Here is a 21,351-nt window from a genome sequence, read left to right as displayed (position 1 = left end):
AACGATACCGGCGATCAGCCGCCCGCGGACCCGGTCTTCTCGGCGCCTCCGGACGCCTTGATCTCGCCGCAGATCTCCTCGATGCGGCCGAGCACCTTGGCGCGCAGGTCGGTGGGCGCCGACTCGCAGCCGCAGGACTTGTTCACGAGTTTCTTGACGGCCTCTTCGAGCCCGTACTCGCGCAGGCACGGCCCGCACTCGTCCAGGTGCTGGCGCACCTCACCGCAGCCGCCCTGGTCGAGCTCGCCGTCAAGATAGGTGTAGACCCGTGCCAGGACCTCGTCGCACGGGGTCTCGTGGTGGTTGCCACAGCTCATGGCTCACTCACCCTTCTCGCACACCGCGCCGCGGCAGGGCACGGTGTCCGGCTTCACGATGTCCGGCTTCACAGCGTCCGGCATCGAGACCACGCTCATCGAAGCCGCGCTCATCGAAGCCGCGCTCATCGGGACCCCCCGCTCGCCCGCGTGAGGCCCCTCTCCTCAGCGTAGTCCTCCAGCATGACGCGCAGCTGCCGTCTTCCGCGGTGCAGCCGCGACATCACCGTGCCGATGGGCGTGCCCATGATCTCGGCGATCTCCTTGTAGGCGAAGCCCTCGACGTCGGCGAGATAGACGGCGATGCGGAACTCCTCCGGCAGTTCCTGCAGCGCCCGCTTCACGTCCGTGTCGGGCAGGTGCTCAAGCGCCTCCGACTCGGCGGACTTCAACCCGCTGGAGGTGTGCGACTCCGCGCGGGCGATCTGCCAGTCCTCGATGTCCTCGGTGGCGGCCTGCTGCGGCTGTCGCTGCTTCTTGCGGTAGGAGTTGATGAACGTGTTGGTCAGGATCCGGTACAGCCACGCCTTGAGGTTGGTGCCTTCCTTGAACTGGTGGAAGGACGCGAACGCCTTGGCGAAGGTCTCCTGCACGAGATCCTCGGCGTCCGCGGGGTTGCGCGTCATGCGCAGCGCGGCCGAATACAGCTGGTCCAAGAACGGGAGCACGTCGCGCTGGAACCGTTCCTGACGCTGCTCCACGGTCTCCGTGGTGCCCGGTACCTGACCCACCTCCTCGGCTGTGGCGCCCTTGGCCCCGACTAGGCCGACGGCGTCGTATCCCACAGACGATATCGGTCCGCGCGGCATGCCGAGGCGGGCGGGTGCCCGCGCGGCGTCGCGCGCCGTCCGCTGCTGATCTGCAACGGCTGTGGTCATAGGTGTGCACCTCCGCTGTACTCCCTGTGCGTCGGTGCAACACCGCTACATCGCCGCCGATTCCCCGGCAGGGAGTGACGAAAAGAACAGGCGTCCCGGCCCCCGTCCTATACGGAGGGTGGCGATCATGCGGAACGGGGAAGGACGTCACGTATACGGCGAGAACAGGAGCAAGCGGTGCATCCGGTGCTTCCGGCGCAACCTTCCGAGCCCACCATCGCCAGTCTGCGTGACACCAACGGGGACTCCCTGGCGCGCTACTGGAGGTTCTACTGGGCGGTCGCGGCCGCCCAGCTGGGCCGCTGGCTCCCGCGCGGCCCCTCCCGCGTGCTGGACATCTCGGGCGGACGGTGCGCCGCCCAGGCCGCCGCCGCCGGTCACACCGTCCTCGAAGTGCGCGATCCGGGCGAGACCTCGGAACCCGGACGGCCCGCGCGGGGCACCGCGATCCCGATCATCGGCGAGACCGGAACGCTCGGCTTCATCGCCGACGGCACCATGGACGCCGTCATCGCGGAGAACCGCGTCCTGTCCCGGCACCTGGCCACCGAGGCGACCATCGCCGAGATCGCCCGCGTCCTGCGCCCCGGCGGTCGCGTCCTGCTCTGCGTCGACTCCCTCACCCTCGGCATGGCGCTGCTGGCCGAACGGAACTACTGGGCGCACCTGTCCGACCTGCCGAGCGCGGAGGTCTGCCTCGTCCCCTGGCCGGACGGGACGATCACCCGCTCCTTCTCCGCCCACCAGCTCCGCGAGCTGCTCGCCGACGCGGGCCTCGAGGTCGAGTGGATCAGGCCCCGCACGGTGCTGTCCCCCTCGACCGTCGAGCACGTCCTCGCCCAGCGGCCCCGGGCCCTCGGAAGACTCGTCCGCACCGAACTCAACGCCCCCGCACCTGACGAGTCCCTCGGCATGGGCCTTCTCGCGAGCGCCGTCCGCCCGTCAGGTACCGGTGAGTCGAGGTCATCGCACGTCAGATGACCCCGACTCGGCACGGGTCACCGTGAGCTGCGGGTGGCGCGGTCGTGCTTGGACTGGCAGGTGATGCAGCGGGCGGCGTCGGGACGGGCTTCCAGCCGCCCTTCGGGGACATCCTTGCCGCAGCCCAGGCACCGGCCGTAGATACCGGCGTCGATCCTCTCCAGCGCGGCGGCGACGCCGCGCCGGTGCCGGCCCAGGGATTCCAGGGCGGCCTCCACACGATCGTGATCGGTGAGACCGGCCCCGGCGTCCGCGGCCGAATTGTCGCGTTCTGGACTTTCGCCCCTGAGAATGGCAATGGAACGGTCCAGGTCCTGGAGCATGGCCTCCAGGCGAGAGCGGGCTACGGCGGTGTCCACGATGCTGCGAACTCCTCCCGGTGGGGGGCTCCGGGCAATTCGGTTCAGAACAAACCGTCGGAATGGTTTCCAGGACTATCCCCAGAAGCCGCCGGTTCTATGAGTTCCGGTCCGTTGTTTCTCACGCTGTTGACGGCCTTCGACACAGGGTAGGCGTCCATTGTTCCGGCCATCGCCGGCACGAGGAGCCCGCGCACCTCTTCGGTGTCGGTGAGCGCGGGATCGAGCCACGCGTCCCAGCGGTCCCGTTCGACGATCATCGGCATCCGGTCGTGAATGCGGCCGAGGTCGTCGGGCGCGTCGGTCGTGATGACGGTGCACGTCCAGACCCATTCGTCCTCGGGGGACTTCCACAACTCGTAGAGACCGGCCATCGCCATGATCGCGCCGTCGTTGGGGCGGATGAAGAACGGCTGCTTCTGCGGCTTCTTGGCCTTCTTCTCGCCGTCGGCCGGATCCTGCTGGAGGGTGTACCACTCGAAGTAGCCGTCGGCGGGCAGCAGGCAGCGTCGCCGGGCGAACGCGCGCCGGTACGACGGCTTCTCGTGCACCGTCTCGAACCTCGCGTTGATCATGCGGGATCCGATGGACAGGTCCTTGGCCCAGGACGGGACGAGGCCCCAGCGGACCGTGCGCAGCTGCCGGACGGCGGGCTCCTCCTCCGGAGCGTCCTTCGGGCGCCGGTTCAGCACGACCGGGACCTGCTTGGTCGGGGCGACGTTGTAGTCGGGCTCGATGTCCCCGTCGACGGCGTCGAGTTGCACCTGGAACTCGTCCAGCAGCTCCTGACGCGCACGGGTGGTGGCATAACGTCCGCACATGGCCCCCATCCTGCCGCGCTTGAGCGGCGGCGCGCTGGGCATGTAGCGGGTCATGCGACCCTTCACCACTCTCGCCCGCCCGTTCGTGGCGGCCCCGTACATCATGAACGGCCTGGACGCGCTCCGGGATCCGCGCGAGCGCGCCGAGCGGGTCGGCCCGGCGGTCAAGCCGGTCGCGGACCGGATCGACTGGCTGCCGAAGGACCCCGAGTCCCTCGTCCGCATGCAGGGCGCTCTCAGCCTCGGCACCGGCGCGCTGCTGCTGACCGGCAGGTTCCGGCGGCTCACGACCCTGCTGATGGCGGCGCAGCTGGTGCCCGTCCTGGCGACCGAGCACCGCTACTGGACGGAGGACGACGCCGAGCGCCGCGCCGACGAACGGTCCCATCTGCTGAAGAACGCCGGGCTGTTCGGCGCGCTGCTGATGGTCGCGTCCGAGCCCCGCCGCCCGCCGCGCCTTGCGGAGGTGCGCCGGCAGGCGCGGGAGGCGCAGATCAAGAGCGGCGCGGAGGCGAAGGCGATGCGCCGGGAGGCGGCCCTGGCGTTGCGCGACGCGCGCCGCGAGGCGGCCCGTCAGGTGCGCACGGCACGCGCCCAGACCGGCAGCAAGGCCGCCAAGGCCGGAGGTAAGGCCGGTAAGGCCGGTATCAAGGTCGGTAAGGCCGCCAAAGCCGGTAAGGCGGGCGGCGCGGTGAAGAACGTCGGGCGAGCGTTCCGGACCAACCGGACGTCCAAGCCCGGTCGTGTGGCCGTCCAGGCGGGCAAGGTCAAGCAGGCCGTCAAGCGCTGAACTTTCCGAAGGGAACCTTAAAGGAGGCTCAAATCCGTTGAACCGTGGGGTGGCGCGGTCCCGTACTGCCAGATGACCGGCTCGTAGACGAGGACGGAGACGCCCCGGCCATGGCAGTTCCCGGATCTTCCGGTCGACAGACCGGCGGGCTGCGGAGCCTGCTCCGCCGACCCGGCACGCGCGGCGACGACCGTGACGAGGAGCGTGACGAGGACATCGCCGCGGGCCTGTACCGCGAGTACCATCGCCCGCTCCTCGCGTTCGTCCTCCGGTTGACCGGCGGCGACCGTCCGTGGGCCGAGGACGTGGTGCAGGAGACGATGATCCGGGCGTGGCGGAGCGCGGACCGGTTGGACGACCGCACGTCCTCGCTGATGCCGTGGCTGGCGACCGTCTCCCGGCGTATCGTGATCGACAACCGGCGGCAGCGCGAGGTCCGGCCCCCGGAGGTCGGTGACGCCCCCCTGGAGAACCTGCCGATGGCGGACGAGCTGGACGGCCTGCTGCGCAAGGTGGTCGTGACGGAGGCCCTGGAGTCGCTGTCCCCGGCGCACCGGCAGGCCCTCACCGAGACGGTGCTGCGGGACCGGACGGTCAACCAGGCCGCCGAGTACCTCGGGATCCCGGTGGGGACGGTCAAGTCCCGGGTCTACTACGCGTTGCGCGCGTTGCGCGTCGCCCTGGAGGAGAGGGGGGTGACCTCGTGAGCTCCCAGGTCGAGCACACCGATGTCGGCGCCTACGCGCTGGGGCTCCTGGAGGACGGGGACCGCCGGGCCTTCGAGGCGCATCTGCGCGGGTGCGCGCCCTGCCGGGCCGAGCTGAACGAGATGTCGGGAACGGCCGGGATCCTCACGTCCCTCGGCGAGGTGACCGCGGCGGCGCCGTCCCCTCCCCCGGCGCCGGTGGTCGACATGATGCGGCGCAAGCGGAGCGCGGACCGGCGTTCGTCGCGCCGTGCCGTCCTCACCGCCGGGTCCGCCGCCGCGGCCGTCGCGCTGGCCGCGGGCATCGGCGTCGGGACGGTCCTGGGCGACGACGACACGCCTTCCACGCCGCCGGTGCGGCAGGCGCTGCCCGGCGACAAGTTCCGGGCGACGGACCCGCGGACCGGCGCGTCCGGCACGGTCGGCCTGGTCGACAAGGGGTGGGGGACGCAGGTCGGCCTGGAACTGCGCGGCATCAAGGGCCCGCTGCGGTGCCACCTGGAGGCCGTGTCCCGGGACGGCGAACGCAGCGTCGTCGCGGGATGGCGCGTCCCGGACAAGGGGTACGGCGTGCCGGAGCAGCCGAAGCCGCTCGTCATGCAGGGCGGAACGGGCCTGACCCGCCAGGAGATCACCCGTTTCGAGGTCCGGCTCGACACCGGCGGAACCCTGCTGAGCATCCCCCTCTGACCGCCCCTCCGAACGTTTCCCGCCGGGAGCGGGCCGCCGGATACCCTTGGATCATGCCCTCTCCGCACTGGTCCGCGCCCGTCGCGCATGCCCCGGTGGACGCCGTGGTGCCGCTGCCCGGGTCGAAGTCGATGACGAACCGGGCGCTGGTGCTCGCCGCGCTCGCGGACGCGCCGTCCCGCATCGTGCGGCCGCTGCGCAGCCGCGACACCGACCTGATGGCGGGTGCTCTGCGCGCGCTCGGCGTGGACGTCGCCGACGACTCCGCGGACTGGCTGGTCCGTCCGGGCGACCTGACCGGTCCGGCGCGGGTCGACGTGGGTCTCGCCGGGACGGTGATGCGGTTCCTGCCGCCCGTCGCGGCGCTGGCGTCCGGCGAGGTGGCCGTGGACGGCGACCCGCGCGCCCGGGAACGTCCGATGGGCCCGATCATCACGGCGCTGCGGGCGCTCGGCGCCGTGATCGACGACGGCGGGCGCGGCGCGCTCCCGTTCACCGTGCGCGGGACGGGCGCCGTCGACGGCGGCGAGGTCACGATCGACGCGTCCGGGTCGTCGCAGCTGGTGTCGGGGCTGCTGCTGGCCGCGCCGCGCTTCGAGAAGGGCGTGCAGGTCAGGCATGAGGGCCCGCCGGTGCCGTCGGCGCCGCACCTGGCGATGACGGTCCGGATGCTGCGGGACGCGGGCGCGGCCGTCGAGACGGAGCCGGACGTGTGGCGGGTCGCGCCGGGCACCCTCCGGGGCGGCGACAGGGAGATCGAGCCGGACCTGTCGAACGCGGCGCAGTTCCTCGGCGCGGCGCTCGTCACCGGCGGCCGCGTCACCGTGCCCGGCTGGCCGACCGAGACCACACAACCGGGCGACGCGCTGCGCGACCTGCTCACCGCGATGGGCGCGCAGGTGTCCCACGGCCCGGACGGCCTCACGGTCCGCGGCGGCGACGGCTTCCACGGGCTGGACGCCGACCTGCGCGAGGTCGGTGAGCTGACCCCGGTGCTCGCGGCGCTCGCCGCGCTCGCCGACTCGCCGTCCAGGTTGACCGGCATCGCGCACCTGCGCGGCCACGAGACCGACCGGCTCGCGGCGCTCGTCACCGAGATCAACGGGCTGGGCGGCGACGTCAGGGAACTGCCGGACGGGTTGGACATCCGGCCGCGACCGTTGCGCGGCGGCGTGTTCCACACCTACGACGACCACCGGATGGTGATGGCGGCGGCCGTGCTTGGCCTGGCCGTTCCCGGCGTCGAGGTGGAGAATCCGGGCACCGTGGGCAAGACTCTTCCGGATTTCACCGAGTTGTGGGCGTCGATGCTCGCGCCCGCCTGAGAGCAGGGACAGGACCACTGGCACGACGAACAGGGGACTACGACGAGGACGATGTCCGGGTGCGGCCGGGGCGGCGCGGGTCGCGGCCACGCACCCGCCGCCGTCCCGCGCACGAGGACGCCTCGCCCGGTTTCGTGATCGCGGTGGACCGGGGCCGGTACCGCTGCGTCGTCGACCGCGGCACCGCCGACGAACGCGGCGTCACCGCGATGCGCGCCCGCGAGCTCGGCCGCAAGGGCGTGGTCGTCGGTGACCGGGTGGCGCTGGTCGGGGACGTGTCCGGCGCCCCCGACACCCTGGCCCGGATCGTCCGCGTCGAGCCGCGGACGTCGTCGCTGCGCCGCACCGCCGACGACACCGACCCGTTCGAGCGGATCGTCGTCGCGAACGCCGACCAGCTCGTGATCGTCACGGCGCTCGCGGACCCCGAGCCCCGCCCCCGCATGATCGATCGGCAGCTCGTCGCCGCGTACGACGCGGGGATGGACCCGCTGCTGTGCCTCACCAAGGCCGACCTCGGGGACCCCGCCGACCTGATCGCCGAGTACGCGCCGCTCGGCGTCCCGTACGCCGTGACGCGCCGCGACGGCGACCCGGACGGGCTGCGCCGCCACCTGACCGGCCGGACGAGCGTGCTCGTCGGCCATTCGGGCGTCGGCAAGTCGACGCTGGTGAACGCGCTCGTCCCGGACGCGGAACGGGCCGTCAGCCATGTCAACGCGGTCACCGGCCGGGGCCGGCACACCTCGTCGTCGGCGATCGCGCTGGAGCTGCCCGGCGGCGACGGCTGGATCATCGACACGCCGGGCGTGCGGAGCTTCGGCCTCGCGCACGTCGAACCCGGGCACGTCATCGCGGCGTTCGAGGACCTCGCGGAGGGCGCTGCGGAGCGCTGCCCGCCGCACTGCGACCACCTCCAGGACAGTTGCGGGCTGGACGGCTGGGTCGACGACGGGCACGCCAGCCGCGCCCGTCTCGACTCCCTGCGGCGCCTGCTCGCCAGCCGCGAGGGGGAGCCCGAGTAGTAGTGGGCGACTCGCCCGGCTCACGTCGGTATGGTCGCTGCCATGGTCCGGTTGATCGCAGCGCGCTACGAGCTGGTGGAGGTGCTCGGACGCGGCGGGATGGGCGCCGTGTGGCTGGCCCGCGACCGCACGCTCGACCGCGAGGTGGCCGTCAAGGAGGTGACGCCGCCGGAGGGCCTGGACGAGGCGCAGGTGGAACGGACGTACGCGCGGACGTTCCGGGAGGCCAGGTCGGCGGCGCGGCTGGACCATCCGGGCATCGTGACCGTCCACGACGTCGTCGAGGAGGACGGGCGCCCCTGGATCGTGATGCGGCTCGTCCGCGCCGAGAGCCTCGACAAGTTGATCGCGCGGGAGGGGCCGCTGCCGCCCCGGCGGGTCGCGGCGATCGGCGCGGACCTGCTGGACGCGTTGCGCGCCGCGCACGCCGCCGGGGTCGTGCACCGGGACGTCAAGCCCGGCAACGTGCTGCTGCCCCCGGACCGGGCCGTGCTCACCGACTTCGGCATCGCGACCGTCGCCGGGGACGAGACCCTCACCCAGGCGGGCGCCATCGTGGGGTCGCCCGCCTACCTGGCGCCCGAGCAGGCCCGCTACCAGAAGGCCACGCCCGCGTCGGACCTGTGGTCCCTCGGCGCGACCCTGTACGCCGCCGTGGAGGGCCGCCCCCCGTACAAACGGCCGGACGTGTGGGGAGTGATGGCCGCCGTCCTGTCCGACGACCCCGATCCGCTCCAGCTCGCCGGGCCTCTCGCTCCCGTCCTGTACGGCCTGCTCCGCAAGGACCCCGAGCAGCGAATGAGCCCCGACGAGGCGGGGCGGCTCCTCCGCCAGGTCGCCCAGGGCCCCCTCGCCCCCTTGCCACCGCCTCCGCGGAACGCGGCGCCGCACAACCTGACGCTTCCGCCGCCGGCCCCGCCGACGGTTCCCGGAACCGTCCCGCCGCACCCACCGCGCCCGCCGAGACGCGTGCCGTGGCCGCTGATCGTCCCGGCCGGGGTCTTCGCCGCCGCGCTGGTCGTCGCCATCGCCTCCATCGTGATCTTCACCGCCGGCGGCGAGGACGCCGACCCGCGGACGTCGCCGTCCGGCAGGGCGTCGTCGTCCGGCCAGGCGTCCACGTCGACGCGGCAGAACGTGGCCCTGCCCTCCGGGTACCGCCTCCATCGCGGATCGGCCTTCGTCGCGGCGGTCCCGCGGGGCTGGCAGGTCGAGGTCTCGGGAGACGACCTGACGATCAAGGATCCGACCGAGGGAGTGGTGCGGGGCCTGGCGATCCAGCGTCTGGTGTCCACGGCCTTCCCCGACCCCGGAAACGGCCTGGCCTCCGCGCTCGGCAAGATGAAGGCGGACACGACCCAGTACCCGAAGTTCAAGGAGGAGAGCTTCGACCGGAAGATCCCCTACCAGGGGGACATGGCCGCCGAGGCCCAGTTCACCTTCGTCCGGAACGGCCTTCCCGGTCGGGTCCGTGTCCGGGTGTTCCGGTTCGACGGCGCCATCTACCAGATCATCCTCATGGCGAGCCAGAAGCATTGGGACGGGGCCGTCCCGGTCTACGAGACGTTCCTCGACACGCTGCGCGGCACCGCCTGACGACCATGGACGCTTCCGGCGACTGGAACGCTCTGGAACGCGGCGCGAGGCCCGAGTACGACCCGGGAAGACTGTTCCACTTCCCGCAAGCGCTGTGAGCCCGCCCTAACTGTTGGAGGGTTCCTCGAACAGGCTCCGCGCCCGAGCCTCGGCGTCGTTCAGGGCCTTGATGTGGTCGGGCGCGAGTTCCTCCACGCACCGGGTCATCTCCTCGGTGACGCGGCTGAACGCGCTCTCCTCCGCGCCGCGCAGCGCGGCCCGGACGCTCGCCGACCGCGCTCCGAGCGCCGCCCATTCCAGTTCCAGCCGCGCGACGGCCTCGTCGAACGCGCGGGCCGTCTCGGCGCCCGCCTCCTTCAGCTCGTCCGGGACCGGTCCACGTCCCGCCTTGCGGGCGTGGCCCGACAGCGTCGAGATCCGGCCGGCGAGCGCCAGCCCCTCCCGGGCCAGGGGAAGCACGTCGTGGATCAGGTCGGTGACCGCCCTGGCGAGGTCCTCCACGCGGGTGAGCAGCGTCTGCGTCGCCTCCTCCAGCGCCGTCGAGGTGCGTTCGGCGACGCGTTCGGCGACGTCCCGCTGCCGCTGCGACAGCACCGGCACGATGTCACGATCCAGCCTGCGCCGCAGTTCCCGCTCCAGCTCGCCGCGCCCGGCGGGCCCGGCCCGTCCGGCCCAGTCCGCGACGACCCGGTCGATGCGCTGCTCCCCGGACGCGGCGATCTCCGAGGTGATCTCGTCGAGGGCCTCGCCCACCCGTGCCTTCAACCGTTCCACGCGCCCGTAGAGGGCCTCGCGCTTGAACGGGTCGTTGAGCTCGTTGAGCTGTGTCTGCAACCGCCGGGACACGTCGATGGCGTGCTCGGCGAGCGGGACGAGGCGGTCGGCGAGCTCGTCGAGCGTTTCCGCCCGGCGCGGGTCGGTCAGCTCGGCCACCCATGCGGGAAGATCGTGCGCCATGGGCCCATGCTGCCATTCCCGGACGCGATCGTCGGGCCGGAACGCCGCGCCGCGCCGGAGGTGGCCGACCGAAAAGCCGGAACGGCCGGGTAAGTGTGTCTGGACGGCCGGTGCTCAGGGTAGCGTTGCTCGCCGTGGCGGGCTATTCCGATGACCTGCGTCTCGCGCATGTGCTGGCGGACGGGGCCGACGACATCACGACCAGGCGTTTCCGCGCGCTCGATCTCGACATCGAGACCAAGCCGGACCTGACGCCGGTCAGCGACGCCGACCGCAGCGTCGAGGAGCAGATCCGCGGCACGCTGAAGCGGGCCCGTCCCCGCGACGCGGTGTACGGCGAGGAGTTCGGCAAGACCGGCTTCGGGAACCGCTGCTGGATCATCGACCCGATCGACGGGACGAAGAACTTCGTGCGGGGCGTGCCGGTGTGGGCGACGCTGATCGCGCTGATGGAGAACGACGAGATCGTCGTCGGGGTCGTGTCGGCGCCCGCGCTGAACCGCCGCTGGTGGGCGGCGCGCGGCGGCGGCGCCTGGACGGGACGCAGCCTGACCCGCGCCACCCGGATGACCGTGTCGTCGGTGTCGGAGCTGACGGACGCGTCCCTGTCGTTCTCCAGCCTCAGCGGCTGGGAGGAGCAGGGCCGCCTCGACCGGTTCCTCGACCTGACCCGCGAGGTGTGGCGGACGAGGGCGTTCGGCGACTTCTGGTCGCACATGATGGTCGCCGAGGGCGCCGTCGACATCTCCGCCGAGCCGGAGGTGTCGCTGTGGGACCTCGCGGCGCTCCAGGTCATCGTGGAGGAGGCCGGGGGCACGTTCACCGACCTGTCCGGCAAGCCCGGCGTGGAGGGCGGCAGCGTCGTGTGCACGAACGGCAAACTGCACGCCGAGGTCCTGCGCACGCTCGGCGGAGGACAGCTCTCCCTGCGCATCTAGCAGCGCGCTTCCAGCGGATCATCAGCCGGCGGGCCGGACGGGTCACGGTGGTGGCCAACGCGCAGACTCGCGACATATCGTGGAACAGCGGTCGCGGGGCGGCCGTTGTACGAAGTGGCGGCCCGTCTACGGAGGTACCAGATGTCGGCCCAGACAAAGTTCGTGATCGGCGGCGTCGTCGTCGGCTTCCTGACCCTGTTCATCTTTCCCTGGTGGCTGACCGCGCTGATCATCCTCGGTGTCCTCGGGACACCGCTCGTCGGATACCTGATGCTCGACCCGTCTCAGCGCAAGCGCGTGCGCGCGCAGGGACGCAAGCGCCTCGGCAGCTGACCCGGGGCGTCGCCCGGAACCCGCCGACTAGGGTGCGGGTGTGGCGGACGTACAGGTCGGCGTGGTCGGCGCGGGCATCGTCGGGCTGGCGATCGCGCGCCGGTTGGCGCGGACGCGCCCGGACCTGAGGGTGACGGTCCTGGAGAAGGAGGACCGTGTCGCGGTCCATCAGACGGGCCGCAACAGCGGGGTCGCGCACGCGGGTCTCTACTACGCTCCGGGTTCGTTGAAGGCGACGCTGTGCAGGCGCGGAATCGTCAAGCTCAGGGAATATTGCCATGACCGTAACCTGCCCTACGTGGAGTGCGGCAAGATCGTCGTGGCCCGGAGCGCGGCGGAGTTGGCGGCCCTGGACGAGATCGAGCGCCGCGCCACCGCGAACGGGGTCCCGGGGCTGCGGCGGCTGACGCCGGGCGGGCTGCGCGAGATCGAGCCGCACGCGGCCGGGATCGCCGCGCTGCACTCCCCCACCACCGCGATCACCGACTTTGGGGCCGTGGCACGGGCCTTCGCCGACGACGTCGTGGCGGCGGGCGGTGAACTCAGGTTCGGCTTCGAGGTCGAACGCCTCAACAGGACCGGCGACCGGGTCACGGCCGTCTCCCCCCACGACCGCGTGACGTTCGACCGCCTGGTGATCTGCGCGGGCCTGCACTCCGACCGGGTGGCGCGGCTGGCGGGCGACACGGCGGCACCGGCGATCGTCCCGTTCCGGGGCGAGTATCTACGCCTGCTCCCCTCCCGGACGGACCTGGTCCGCGGCCTGATCTATCCCGTCCCCGACCCGCGCTACCCGTTCCTCGGGGTGCATTTCACGCGCCGGGTGGACGGCGGCGTGGACATCGGCCCGAACGCCGTCCTCGCCCTGGCCAGGGAGGGGTACCGGTGGCGTGACGTGCGCCCGGCGGACGTGTGGGAGACCGTCCGCTGGCCGGGTTTCCGCCGCCTGGCCCGGGAGCACTGGCGGACGGGCGCGCGGGAGCTGTACGGCTCGGCGGTCCGGCGGGCGTTCATCAAGGAGGCACGGAGTTTCGTCCCGGAGCTGGCGCCGAGCGACGTCGTCCGGGCACCCGCGGGCGTCCGCGCCCAGGCCGTCGACCCGGACGGTTCCCTGGTCGACGACTTCCGCATCACCCGGATCGGCCCGATCGTCAGTCTCCGGAACGCCCCGTCCCCGGCGGCGACGTCGTCGTTGGCCATCGCGGAGCACGTCACCGCGACGCTCTAGGTTCCAGCGCCTCAAGGCGGACGGGCAGCCCGTCCTTCGGCGACGGCAGGGACGTGGTGTCGAGGGGCATCTCGTATCCCGTCGGGACGCTCCAGCGGAAGCGCCGCAGCATCTCATGCATGATCGTCTTCACCTGCGTTCCGGCGAGGTGGATGCCGATGCAGGTGTGCGCGCCGCCGCCGAACGGCGACCACGCGTACCGGTGGATCTTGTCCTCGCGGCGTTCCGGGGAGAAGCGGCCGGGGTCGAAGGTGTCCGGGTCGGGCCACCAGTCGGCCATGCGGTGGTTGCTGAGCATCGGCACGACGACGGTGGTGCCCGCGGGGATGTGGAACCCGAGGACAGCGGTGTCCTTGACGACCTTGCGCGGCAGCGCCGGAACGGGCGCGATCAACCGCATGGACTCCTTCATCACCGAATCCAGGCCGGTGAGAGCGTTGAGATCCTCGAACGTCAGCGAGTCTCCGGCGGCCAGGGACTCGTCCCGGAGCCGCTCCTGCCATTCGGGACGCCGGGCGAGGTGGTACGCCATCGACGTGAGCGTGATGGTGGTCGTGTCGTGCGCCGCCATCAACGCGAAGATCATGTGGTTGACGACGTCGTCATCGGTGAACCGTTGCCCGTCATCGGACTCCGCCGAGCACAGCGCCGCGAACAGGTCGTTCCCGCCGTCCCGCCGCTTGGCGGGCAGCCACCGGCGAAAGAACTCCTCCAGTGTTCGTCGAGCCCGAAGCCCACGGTGCCAGCGCAGCCCGGGCACGGGAAAGCGCACGTACGCCGTTCCCGCGCGGACGGCGTCGATGAAGGCCCCGTTGACACGGGCACGCTCGCCGTCCTCCAACTCGACTCCCATGAGCACGTCCACGGCGAGGTCGAGGGTGAGCTGCTTGACATGGTCGTACACCCGGAATCCCGCGCCGGGCCGCCAACGTCCCACACCGTCGACGACGCCGTCCGCCATCATCTCCAGGTAGGCGCGGAGCCGGGGACGGCTGAACGCCTGCCGCATGATGCGGCGATGGTGCAGGTGTTCCTCGAAGTCGAGGAGCATGAGCCCGCGGCGGAAGAACGGCCCGATGAAGTAGCTCCACGCGGGCCCGCTCGCGAACGCGTCGTCCCGGTCGACGAGGACGACCTCGGCGGCCTCCGGCCCGTGAACGGTGACGGTCCGCTGCCCGAGCAGCCATCCCCAGGCGACCGGCCCGAGTTCCGCGTACCGTTTGCGCGCCATGCCCACCGGGTCGCGCATCACGGCGAAGGTGCTGCCGATGAAGGGGATTCCGCCCCCGCCGGGCACCGCTTTGAGGCCGCTGCCCGCCGGTGGTGGCGCGAGATCGCCCATCAGCGCGCGTCCAGCAGGCGCCGCCGCGCCGTGGCGGTCAACGGCCGGTACGCGCCAACCTTGTCGCGGTGGTAGGTCACCGCGTTCCCTGGGCCGGGGACACCTTCGTCGCGCAGCGGCGCCGTCCACAGCCGCCGCCCGGCCGTGACCGGCACCTCGTCCACCACCCGGACGATCGCGGGCCGCAGCCCCGGTTCCACCCGCAGCAGCGCCTCCGACAGATCCAGTGGCTTGAACTCGGCCGCGCCCCGCAGGCTCACGGCCGCCACGGCCAGCTCCCGCTCCCCCACCGGAACCCCATAGACGGCCACGGTATCGACGCAGGGCAGGTCGCCGAGCGCGTCGAGGATCGGCCCTGGCGGGACGAGCCCATCAGCCGTCCGGATGAGTTCGCTCTCCCGTCCTACCAGCCAGAAGTCACCATCGTCGTCCCGGCGGAACAGGTCCCCGGTGATCGTCCAGGCGTCCTCGGGTGCGAACACGCCCCGCACGCACCGTGCCGCCGAGCCGGCCGCGGCGAGCCGCACCCGCGCGAGGAGCATGCCGATCTCGCCGGCCTCACAGTCGACGGCGAATCCGTCCGGCCCTTCGCACAACCGCCCGTTCTCCAGGTCGTACCGGGCGAGCCGCACCTCCGCGCCGCCGGGCAGCGGCCTCCCCAGCGCCCCGGGCTTCCTGCCGGTCAGGTTGACCAGGACGGCCTCCCCCTCCGTCGAGGCGTAGAACTCCAGCACCCGGGCCGGAGCGAACCGTTCCTCGACTCGCCGCCACAGCCCGCGCGGCATCCCGGACCCGATGAACAGCCGGATGGAATGGTGCCGCTCGCCCGGCTCGGCCGGCGCGTCCACCAGATCGCGCAGCAGTGTCCACGTGTAGGACGCGACGGTCACGCCATAGCGGCGTGCCTCGTCCCAGAACGTCTCCGGGTCATAGGTGCTGGCGAGCGCAAGCCGCGCGCCTCCCGCGACGGCTCCCCCGAGACTCATCAGCAGCGCGGAGGGGTGCTGGAGCGGCGTGATGCTGTACACGGTGTCGGACGGTGACAGCGCCGCCGACGACGCCGTCCCGAACGCCGACAGCGCCCACCGCCGGTTGGTGATCCGGCTCGCCCGGAGCCGCTCCCCGTCGCCCCGAAAGACCACGAACGCGAGATCCCCCGCCCGCCCCGGATTCTCCGAGAACCACCCGGGCAGGGCCACACCCTCAGGATCGATGGCCTCCATGTCCATCAACAACCCACGTCCACCCCGCGCCGGCGCACCAAGCAGGTACGCCTCGACGCCGTCAAGCTTCGCGGCCGGCTCGGCGTGCTCCGGATCGGCGATCACCCGGGTGACCCGCGCCAGCCGCGCTTCGGTGGCCGGGTCCCCGTCGGGGCGCAGCAGCACGGCGACGGCGCCGAGGCGGCTGAGCGCGGCGACGAGCGCGAGCGCCGTGGGCCGGGTGCCCATCAGCACGCCGACCGCGTCACCGCGCCGCACCCCGATGTGGATCAGCCCGCGCACCACGGCGTCGACGCGTCCCTTGACGGCGCCGTGCGTGTAGGGCCGCCCCTTGTACAGGAAGAACACCTCGTCGGGCCTCCGCCGGACCTGTTCGTCCAGCAGCAGCCCCAGGGACATGCGGGTATCGGATCGGACGCCTTCCAGCCGCGCCAGCCGCGGCAGGTTCCGCGCGGCCTCACCGGTGAGCTGCCGTGTGCCGTGCACGACCCGCGACGCCGTCCGGTACGCCGACCGCGCCGCGCTGCCCCCGACGCCCATGGCGAGGTGAAGCCCGTACCCGGCGGGGCGGCCCACGGCTTCGGCCTCCTCGTCCCCACGGACGGGCACGACGATGTCGGGCAGTCCGCCGTCTCCCTCACGCCAGCGCGCCCAGGCGGCGACGGCGGGCCAGGTCCGCGCGACCGCGTGCCCGCCGACGACGAGCCCGAAGTGCCCGGCGTGCAGGGCCGCCTCGTACACCTGGGCGCGGGGCGCGGCCCGCCGGATCCCGCGGACGGTCGGGGGCGGCGCGATCTCGTCGACCTCCCCGACGAACGTCAGGACGGGGCAGGTGATGTCGGCGAGCGTCACGATCCGGTCTCCGATGACGAACCCGCCGGTGAGCATGCGGTTGTGCTGGACGAACTGGCGGACGAACTCGGCGAGCGCCGGCCCCGGCCACGAAACCCAGCCTTCCCGTTCCAAGAATCTCCGTTGCCGTTCCCTGGACGCGAGCCGTTCCCGATCGTGCAACTGCATGAGGAACTCGACCCGGGACCGCACCGACTTCACCGGGCTCAGCACCTGGAACCCGAGCCGCGTCACCCACCCCGGAACAGCGAACCCGCCGAGTGCCCAGTCGGGGATCCGTTCAACACCCTCGGACGCGAGCCAGCGCGGCAACCCGAACGGAAGCCCGGCACTGGTATCCGTCGGGCTCCCGAACGTCACCACCGACCCGATGCCGTCGCTGCGCCGGTACGCCGCGGCCTGGTAGACGAACATGCCGCCCTGCGAGTACCCGGCGAGGTGCACCTCCCGTCCCGTCAACCCGCGAATGCGTTCCACGGCGTCCGACACCGCCAGAACATGGTCGCTGACGGTCCGTTCAAGTCCACCGGGTTCCCGTTCGGGCGCCCCGAAATCGATGACCCACGGGTCGGCCCCGTTCTCCCGCAGCACCCGCACCGCGCTGATCCGGGACGCGATGTCGTACACCTCCGCTGTGATCATCAGCGGCGGCACGAGCAGGACGACGGGCCCGTTTCCCCCGTCCGGAAAGTAGTGCCGCAGCCGATAGACCCGCTGTTCGGTGACGACTTCGAAGGCCGACGCGTCCTCATCGGTGTCGAAGCCGCCGAACCGGGCGATCTCCAGGGCGTTCTGGGCGGTGGAGCCCAGGCGGGCGCCCAGGCGGAGCAGCGTGGCTGCGACTTCCGGCATCGTCGACCTCTTCATGGCGTCACCGCCATGGTGTCCTGTCGTCACCGGCTTAATCAAACCTCAGGGCACGACCCGAGCCCCGTCCATGTTCCCGGCCCGCAGCCGTTCCCACATGTAGCGACGGCGCGGTTTGCCGCTGGAGGTCCGCTGGATCAGCCCGCTTCCCACGACAACGGTGACTTCGACGTCGCCTCCCAGCCTGCGACGCAACATCTCACGAACGTCACCGATCCACGACTCGTCCCGCGTCTCGGCGAACAACGCGAGCCCCTTGCGCCCCGCCCCGGGCACCCCGACCACCACGATCCGCCCCTTTCCGAGCCCGGTCGCCTCAGCGATCTTCGCTTCGAGATCCTCGACGTACACGGACCGCCCGCGGACCTTGATGCTGTCCCCCATCCTCCCGAGGACGAACAGTTGCCCCGCATGGAAGAACCCGGCGTCCCCGGTGTAGACCTTCCCGTCGATGAACCGCGTCGATTTCCCCTCGGCCCCCGCGTAGTAGCCAGGGCAAGCAGACGCGCCCCCCACCACGATCTCGCCGAGCAGCCCCTCCTCCAACTCGGCCCCGTCATCATCGACAATCGTCACAGGCACACCCACCTCGGGCGTGCCACACCCCACGACCCACCCGGCCTTGGCCCCGACGGACTCGGGCCCAAGCGTGTGCTCCTCCAGAATCCGAACCCTCTCCCCGAACGACAACGATTCCGGGTCGGGCCGCACCGCCAGCGGGTCGCGACGCACCTGGTCCATGGTCACCAGCAGTGTCGTCTCCGCCATCCCGTACGCGGGTTTGAACGCCGTGCGGGAGAACCCGAACGGTTCCACGAGCCGCGCGAACGATTCGAGGGCGTGCGGGTCGATGGGTTCGGCGCCGACGATCGCCGTCCGCCACCCGGACAGGTCGACACCTTCCAACTGTTCGGCTTTGACGCGCCGCGCGCAGTACGCGTACGCGAACGGCGGCGCGGCCGTATGCGCGGCCTCCCCGAAACACCGAATCCACCGCGCGGGATCCCGAATGAACTGGTCGGGCCGCATGAGCCGCAACGTCGCCTGCCGCGCGATCGGCGTCAGGAAACACCCGATCAATCCCATGTCGTGGTACAGCGGCAGCCAGGACGCGACCGAGTCATCATCCGTGAACCCGGCGGCCCGCCCGATCAACGCGCTGTTGGCCTCCAGGTTGTCCCAGGTGACCATGACCCCGCGGGGCGCTCCGCTGGACCCGGACGTGAACTGGAGAAGGGCGAGTTCGCCGACCGGCTGCACCTCGGCCTCTTCGGCGGCCTGCCGCGGCTGCCAGGGTTCGCCGCTGAGCCCCGCGGCGTTCATGGCCTGTGCGGCGTACTCGCCGAGCTCTTTGGACGCGACGACGAGCACGGGCGCGGCCTGCCGCAGAATCGCCGCGACATGCGCCACGTAGTCATCTCCGTCCTGGAACAACGGAGGCGTGATCAGGCAGACGGTGGCCCCCGCCGCCCACACCCCGAAGTAGGCCTCGATACAGGTGAAGTCCGTGGAAAGGATGAGACAGACGACGTCTCCGGGCCGAACCCCTTCCTCGATGAGCGCCCCCGCGGTGCGCCGCGCGGCGGCGGCCAGTTCCCCGTAGTCGCGGAACTCCCACCCGCCGTCATCGGTGGCGAGGTGCACGCCCCGTCCCGCGATCGGTTCGTCCAGCCAGCCGCGCAGCACAGATGCCATCGTGATCCTTTCGCCCCTTGACCCGCCGGTAACTTCACCAGCACGCGTGTCCACCGTCAACCGCCCCGACCAGCAAAGACCCCACGCCCCGTTTGGAGACGTCCCACAAGGACATCACCGCCGCCGAAGAAGGGCCCACCGCCCCACGACCCTCCACCCGAGCAGGGCCGCCCCCAGAAAAAGGGTCGCCACGACCACGAACGCCCCCGCGGTCCCCTGCCCTGAAAGCACCCGCAACCCCATCCCCACCGCCACGGTCGTCCCCCACACCCCGACCCCCGAGGGAAAGATCAATTCCGCCCGCCCCCAAACCCGCCAAGCGATCCACCCACCCCCCACCCCCACAAGAAACGGCCACAAAGCAGACAAATACCCCACAACGTCAACCCCGTCATGATGCGCGCCCCGCCCAATCCCAACGAAGACGAGCACACAGACAACATCAAGCCCCAGCCCCAAAGAACTCCGCACCCCAAGACTCTAAGCCGAGCCCGAGGGGAACAGGGGCGAAGCCCCCGGGGGGGACAGGGGCGGAGCCCCGGGGGCGGGCGGGTGGGGGATGGCGGAGGCACGGGGGGCTCCGGGGGGTCGTCCCCCCGGAAAAAGCGAAGGATCCCCAGGGAAGACGCAAAGCGCCGACCATGGGGACCCAGATCCGTAGCGGGGGCAGGATTTGAACCTGCGACCTCTGGGTTATGAGCCCAGCGAGCTACCGAACTGCTCCACCCCGCGGTGATGGGTTAACTGTATGGGGCGGGGGGTGGTTGTGCAAACCGGTTTGGGTGGGGGTGGGTTCAGCCCATGTGGGGGTAGCGGTGGTCGGTGGGCGGGACGAGGGTTTCTTTGATGGAGCGGGTTGATGTCCAGCGGAGGAGGTTGAAGATGGATCCGGCTTTGTCGTTGGTGCCGGATGCGCGTGCGCCGCCGAAGGGTTGTTGTCCGACGACGGCTCCGGTGGGTTTGTCGTTGATGTAGAAGTTGCCTGCGGCGTAGCGGAGGGTGTGGGCGGTGTGGGCGGCGGCGGCTCGGTCGTTGGCGATGACGGCGCCGGTGAGGGCGTAGGGGGCGACGTTTTCCATTTGGGTGAGGGTGGCGTCGTACTGGTCGTCGTCGTAGACGTGGATGCCGAGGATGGGTCCGAAGTATTCGGTGCGGAAGATGTCGTTGTCGGGGTCGTCGGAGAGGAGCAGGGTGGGCCGGACGAAGTATCCGGTGGAGTCGTCGTAGGTCCCGCCGGCGATGATGTCGACGTCGGGGTCGGCTTGGGCGCGGTCGATGGCGGCTTTGTTCTTGGCGTAGGCGCGCTGGTCGATGAGGGCGCCCATGAAGTTGGTGAGGTCGGCGACGTCTCCCATGGTGAGGGCGTCGACTTCGGCGACGAGTTCGTCTTTGAACCCATCGTCCCAGAGGCTCCGCGGAATGTAGGCACGAGAGGCAGCAGAGCACTTTTGCCCCTGATACTCGAACGCGCCCCTGATAAGCGCGGTCTTCAGCACTGCCCGATCAGCAGACGGATGCGCAACAACAAAATCTTTACCACCCGTCTCTCCCACGAGTCGCGGATACCCACGATACCGATCGATATTGGCCCCCACCCTTTTCCAGAGATGCTGAAAAGTCGCGGTCGATCCGGTGAAGTGAATTCCGGCCAACTCGGGATGCTGTAGGGCGACCTCAGAAACAGCAAGCCCATCCCCGGTGACAAGGTTGATGACACCAGGCGGCAACCCGGCTTCTTCCAGGAGCCGCATGAGCAGCACAGCCGAGTAGGTCTGTGTCGGCGACGGCTTCCAGATGACGACGTTGCCCATGAGCGCGGGGGCGGTCGGAAGGTTGCCGGCGATCGCGGTGAAGTTGAACGGCGTGACGGCGTAGATGAACCCTTCGAGGGGCCGGTGGTCGATCCGGTTCCATACGCCGGGGCTGTTGATGGGTTGTTCGGCGAGGATCCGGCGGGCGAAGTGGACGTTGAATCGCCAGAAGTCGACGAGTTCGCAGGGGCTGTCGATTTCGGCTTGCTGGACGGTTTTGGATTGTCCGAGCATGGTGGCGGCGAGGAGGGTTTCGCGCCAGGGTCCGGCGAGCAGGTCGGCGGCGCGGAGGAAGATCGCGGCCCGGTCGTCGAAGGTCAGCGCCCGCCAGGCGGGCGCGGCCTTGAGGGCGGCGGCGATGGCCTCGCGGGCATCGTCCTCCGTCGCCGTCCCGAACGTCCCGAGCACGGACGCATGTTTGTGCGGCTGCACAACGGCGACCTTCGCCCCGCCGCCCAATCGGTGCCGTCCGCCGATGGTCATGGGCAGGTCGATCGGCGCCTGTTCGGTCAGTTCGGCGATTTTGGCTTCGAGCCGGGTCCGTTCGGCGCTGCCGGGGGCGTACCCGCGGACCGGCTCGTTCTCGGGCGTCGGAACTTTGGTCACGGCGTCCATGG

21 protein-coding genes and 1 tRNA gene are annotated in these 21,351 nt (G+C 71.1%); 11 read left to right on the top strand and 11 right to left on the bottom strand.

Annotation, left to right across the window (positions count from 1 at the left end; translation table 11 throughout):
* Positions 1–14: 14 nt before the first annotated feature.
* The gene (rsrA, locus tag D0T12_RS15865) at positions 15–317 is read right to left on the bottom strand and encodes a mycothiol system anti-sigma-R factor (RefSeq protein ID WP_117400309.1); all 303 of its coding nucleotides are present in this window, start codon (positions 315–317) and stop codon (positions 15–17) included.
* Between rsrA and D0T12_RS35355 the strand changes: the two genes are divergently transcribed.
* On the top strand, positions 316–471 hold the full coding sequence (locus D0T12_RS35355; RefSeq protein ID WP_158581513.1) for a hypothetical protein: 156 nt from the start codon (positions 316–318) through the stop codon (positions 469–471). The two genes, rsrA and D0T12_RS35355, sit on opposite strands and share 2 nt — an antisense overlap.
* Here the strand turns inward: D0T12_RS35355 and D0T12_RS15860 are convergent.
* The gene (locus D0T12_RS15860) at positions 443–1,048 is read right to left on the bottom strand and encodes a sigma-70 family RNA polymerase sigma factor (RefSeq protein WP_117400471.1); all 606 of its coding nucleotides are present in this window, start codon (positions 1,046–1,048) and stop codon (positions 443–445) included. The genes D0T12_RS35355 and D0T12_RS15860 overlap by 29 nt on opposite strands.
* A gap of 324 nt (positions 1,049–1,372) precedes the next feature.
* On the opposite strand from D0T12_RS15860, the gene D0T12_RS15855 reads away from it, so the two are divergent.
* On the top strand, positions 1,373–2,176 hold the full coding sequence (locus D0T12_RS15855; RefSeq protein WP_117400308.1) for a class I SAM-dependent methyltransferase: 804 nt from the start codon (positions 1,373–1,375) through the stop codon (positions 2,174–2,176).
* A 17-nt stretch (positions 2,177–2,193) separates the two neighbouring features.
* On the opposite strand, the gene D0T12_RS15850 is transcribed toward D0T12_RS15855, so the two are convergent.
* Both D0T12_RS15850 and D0T12_RS15845 read right to left on the bottom strand, forming a co-directional pair.
* A complete protein-coding gene (locus D0T12_RS15850) occupies positions 2,194–2,535 on the bottom strand; it encodes a TraR/DksA family transcriptional regulator (protein ID WP_117400307.1) in 342 nt (113 codons plus the stop codon).
* A gap of 44 nt (positions 2,536–2,579) precedes the next feature.
* Entirely contained in the window at positions 2,580–3,410 is an 831-nt protein-coding gene (locus D0T12_RS15845; RefSeq protein WP_325050809.1) for an SOS response-associated peptidase, read from the bottom strand.
* Here D0T12_RS15845 and D0T12_RS15840 point away from each other — a divergent pair.
* From D0T12_RS15840 to D0T12_RS15815, 6 genes are all read left to right on the top strand, one after another.
* Positions 3,409–4,146, top strand: a complete 738-nt coding sequence (locus D0T12_RS15840) for a DoxX family protein (RefSeq protein WP_117400306.1) — start codon at positions 3,409–3,411, stop codon at positions 4,144–4,146. The genes D0T12_RS15845 and D0T12_RS15840 overlap by 2 nt on opposite strands.
* A gap of 110 nt (positions 4,147–4,256) precedes the next feature.
* The gene (locus tag D0T12_RS15835) at positions 4,257–4,853 is read left to right on the top strand and encodes a sigma-70 family RNA polymerase sigma factor (RefSeq protein WP_117400305.1); all 597 of its coding nucleotides are present in this window, start codon (positions 4,257–4,259) and stop codon (positions 4,851–4,853) included.
* Positions 4,850–5,542: an anti-sigma factor family protein gene (locus tag D0T12_RS36550; protein ID WP_117400304.1), complete on the top strand. Its 693-nt coding sequence runs from the start codon at positions 4,850–4,852 to the stop codon at positions 5,540–5,542. Before D0T12_RS15835 ends, D0T12_RS36550 begins: the two co-directional genes overlap by 4 nt.
* 53 nt (positions 5,543–5,595) lie before the next feature.
* Positions 5,596–6,867 (top strand): 3-phosphoshikimate 1-carboxyvinyltransferase, encoded by a 1,272-nt coding sequence (aroA, locus tag D0T12_RS15825; RefSeq protein WP_117400303.1) that lies wholly within the window; start codon positions 5,596–5,598, stop codon positions 6,865–6,867.
* 59 nt (positions 6,868–6,926) lie between these two features.
* Positions 6,927–7,892 (top strand): ribosome small subunit-dependent GTPase A, encoded by a 966-nt coding sequence (gene rsgA, locus D0T12_RS15820; RefSeq protein ID WP_233526087.1) that lies wholly within the window; start codon positions 6,927–6,929, stop codon positions 7,890–7,892.
* Positions 7,893–7,934: 42 nt separating this feature from the next.
* Complete coding sequence (locus D0T12_RS15815) at positions 7,935–9,488, top strand: serine/threonine-protein kinase (protein ID WP_158581512.1); 1,554 nt, start codon at positions 7,935–7,937, stop codon at positions 9,486–9,488.
* A gap of 105 nt (positions 9,489–9,593) precedes the next feature.
* Here the strand turns inward: D0T12_RS15815 and D0T12_RS15810 are convergent, their stop codons facing one another.
* Complete coding sequence (locus D0T12_RS15810; protein ID WP_117400301.1) at positions 9,594–10,445, bottom strand: hypothetical protein; 852 nt, start codon at positions 10,443–10,445, stop codon at positions 9,594–9,596.
* 134 nt (positions 10,446–10,579) lie between these two features.
* Between D0T12_RS15810 and hisN the strand changes: the two genes are divergently transcribed.
* The 3 genes from hisN (at position 10,580) to lhgO (ending at position 12,944) form a co-directional block, all read left to right on the top strand.
* The gene (hisN, locus tag D0T12_RS15805; protein WP_117400468.1) at positions 10,580–11,383 is read left to right on the top strand and encodes a histidinol-phosphatase; all 804 of its coding nucleotides are present in this window, start codon (positions 10,580–10,582) and stop codon (positions 11,381–11,383) included.
* A gap of 141 nt (positions 11,384–11,524) precedes the next feature.
* Positions 11,525–11,716 (top strand): hypothetical protein, encoded by a 192-nt coding sequence (locus D0T12_RS15800; RefSeq protein ID WP_117400300.1) that lies wholly within the window; start codon positions 11,525–11,527, stop codon positions 11,714–11,716.
* A gap of 40 nt (positions 11,717–11,756) precedes the next feature.
* The gene (gene lhgO, locus D0T12_RS15795) at positions 11,757–12,944 is read left to right on the top strand and encodes an L-2-hydroxyglutarate oxidase (RefSeq protein WP_117400299.1); all 1,188 of its coding nucleotides are present in this window, start codon (positions 11,757–11,759) and stop codon (positions 12,942–12,944) included.
* Here the strand turns inward: lhgO and D0T12_RS15790 are convergent.
* The 6 genes from D0T12_RS15790 to pruA all read right to left on the bottom strand — a co-directional run bounded on the left by D0T12_RS15790 (position 12,928) and on the right by pruA (position 21,349).
* Positions 12,928–14,286, bottom strand: coding sequence for a cytochrome P450 (locus D0T12_RS15790; protein WP_117400298.1), 1,359 nt, complete (start codon positions 14,284–14,286; stop codon positions 12,928–12,930). The genes lhgO and D0T12_RS15790 overlap by 17 nt on opposite strands.
* Positions 14,286–17,213: an AMP-binding protein gene (locus D0T12_RS15785; protein ID WP_117400467.1), complete on the bottom strand. Its 2,928-nt coding sequence runs from the start codon at positions 17,211–17,213 to the stop codon at positions 14,286–14,288. The genes D0T12_RS15790 and D0T12_RS15785 overlap by 1 nt, the downstream gene beginning before the upstream one ends.
* 60 nt (positions 17,214–17,273) lie before the next feature.
* The gene (locus D0T12_RS15780) at positions 17,274–18,923 is read right to left on the bottom strand and encodes an AMP-binding protein (RefSeq protein WP_117400297.1); all 1,650 of its coding nucleotides are present in this window, start codon (positions 18,921–18,923) and stop codon (positions 17,274–17,276) included.
* Between the two features lie 114 nt (positions 18,924–19,037).
* A complete protein-coding gene (locus tag D0T12_RS37385; RefSeq protein WP_117400296.1) occupies positions 19,038–19,394 on the bottom strand; it encodes a DUF3054 domain-containing protein in 357 nt (118 codons plus the stop codon).
* A gap of 187 nt (positions 19,395–19,581) precedes the next feature.
* A tRNA-Met gene (locus D0T12_RS15770) sits at positions 19,582–19,655 on the bottom strand.
* A gap of 62 nt (positions 19,656–19,717) precedes the next feature.
* Positions 19,718–21,349 carry an L-glutamate gamma-semialdehyde dehydrogenase gene (gene pruA, locus D0T12_RS15765; protein ID WP_117400295.1) on the bottom strand — a complete coding sequence of 544 codons (1,632 nt, stop codon included), beginning with the start codon at positions 21,347–21,349 and terminating at the stop codon, positions 19,718–19,720.
* Positions 21,350–21,351 lie beyond the last annotated feature (2 nt).

The sequence above is a fragment of the Actinomadura spongiicola genome (assembly GCF_003432485.1).
GTDB classification, from domain to species: Bacteria; Actinomycetota; Actinomycetes; order Streptosporangiales; family Streptosporangiaceae; genus Spirillospora; species Spirillospora spongiicola.
This window is presented reverse-complemented; position numbering and strand designations above follow the sequence as displayed.

Coding starts and splice junctions, on each gene's coding strand:
- D0T12_RS15815 (WP_158581512.1), top strand. CDS start 7,935: ATGGTCCGGTTGATCGCAGCGCGCTACGAGCTGGTGGAGGTGCTCGGA.
- D0T12_RS15840 (WP_117400306.1), top strand. CDS start 3,409: ATGCGACCCTTCACCACTCTCGCCCGCCCGTTCGTGGCGGCCCCGTAC.
- D0T12_RS15835 (WP_117400305.1), top strand. CDS start 4,257: ATGGCAGTTCCCGGATCTTCCGGTCGACAGACCGGCGGGCTGCGGAGC.
- D0T12_RS15845 (WP_325050809.1), bottom strand. CDS start 3,410: ATGACCCGCTACATGCCCAGCGCGCCGCCGCTCAAGCGCGGCAGGATG.
- D0T12_RS15780 (WP_117400297.1), bottom strand. CDS start 18,923: ATGGCATCTGTGCTGCGCGGCTGGCTGGACGAACCGATCGCGGGACGG.
- aroA (WP_117400303.1), top strand. CDS start 5,596: ATGCCCTCTCCGCACTGGTCCGCGCCCGTCGCGCATGCCCCGGTGGAC.
- D0T12_RS35355 (WP_158581513.1), top strand. CDS start 316: ATGGCTCACTCACCCTTCTCGCACACCGCGCCGCGGCAGGGCACGGTG.
- pruA (WP_117400295.1), bottom strand. CDS start 21,349: ATGGACGCCGTGACCAAAGTTCCGACGCCCGAGAACGAGCCGGTCCGC.
- D0T12_RS15785 (WP_117400467.1), bottom strand. CDS start 17,213: ATGCCGGAAGTCGCAGCCACGCTGCTCCGCCTGGGCGCCCGCCTGGGC.
- rsrA (WP_117400309.1), bottom strand. CDS start 317: ATGAGCTGTGGCAACCACCACGAGACCCCGTGCGACGAGGTCCTGGCA.
- D0T12_RS15800 (WP_117400300.1), top strand. CDS start 11,525: ATGTCGGCCCAGACAAAGTTCGTGATCGGCGGCGTCGTCGTCGGCTTC.
- D0T12_RS15810 (WP_117400301.1), bottom strand. CDS start 10,445: ATGGCGCACGATCTTCCCGCATGGGTGGCCGAGCTGACCGACCCGCGC.
- D0T12_RS15790 (WP_117400298.1), bottom strand. CDS start 14,286: ATGGGCGATCTCGCGCCACCACCGGCGGGCAGCGGCCTCAAAGCGGTG.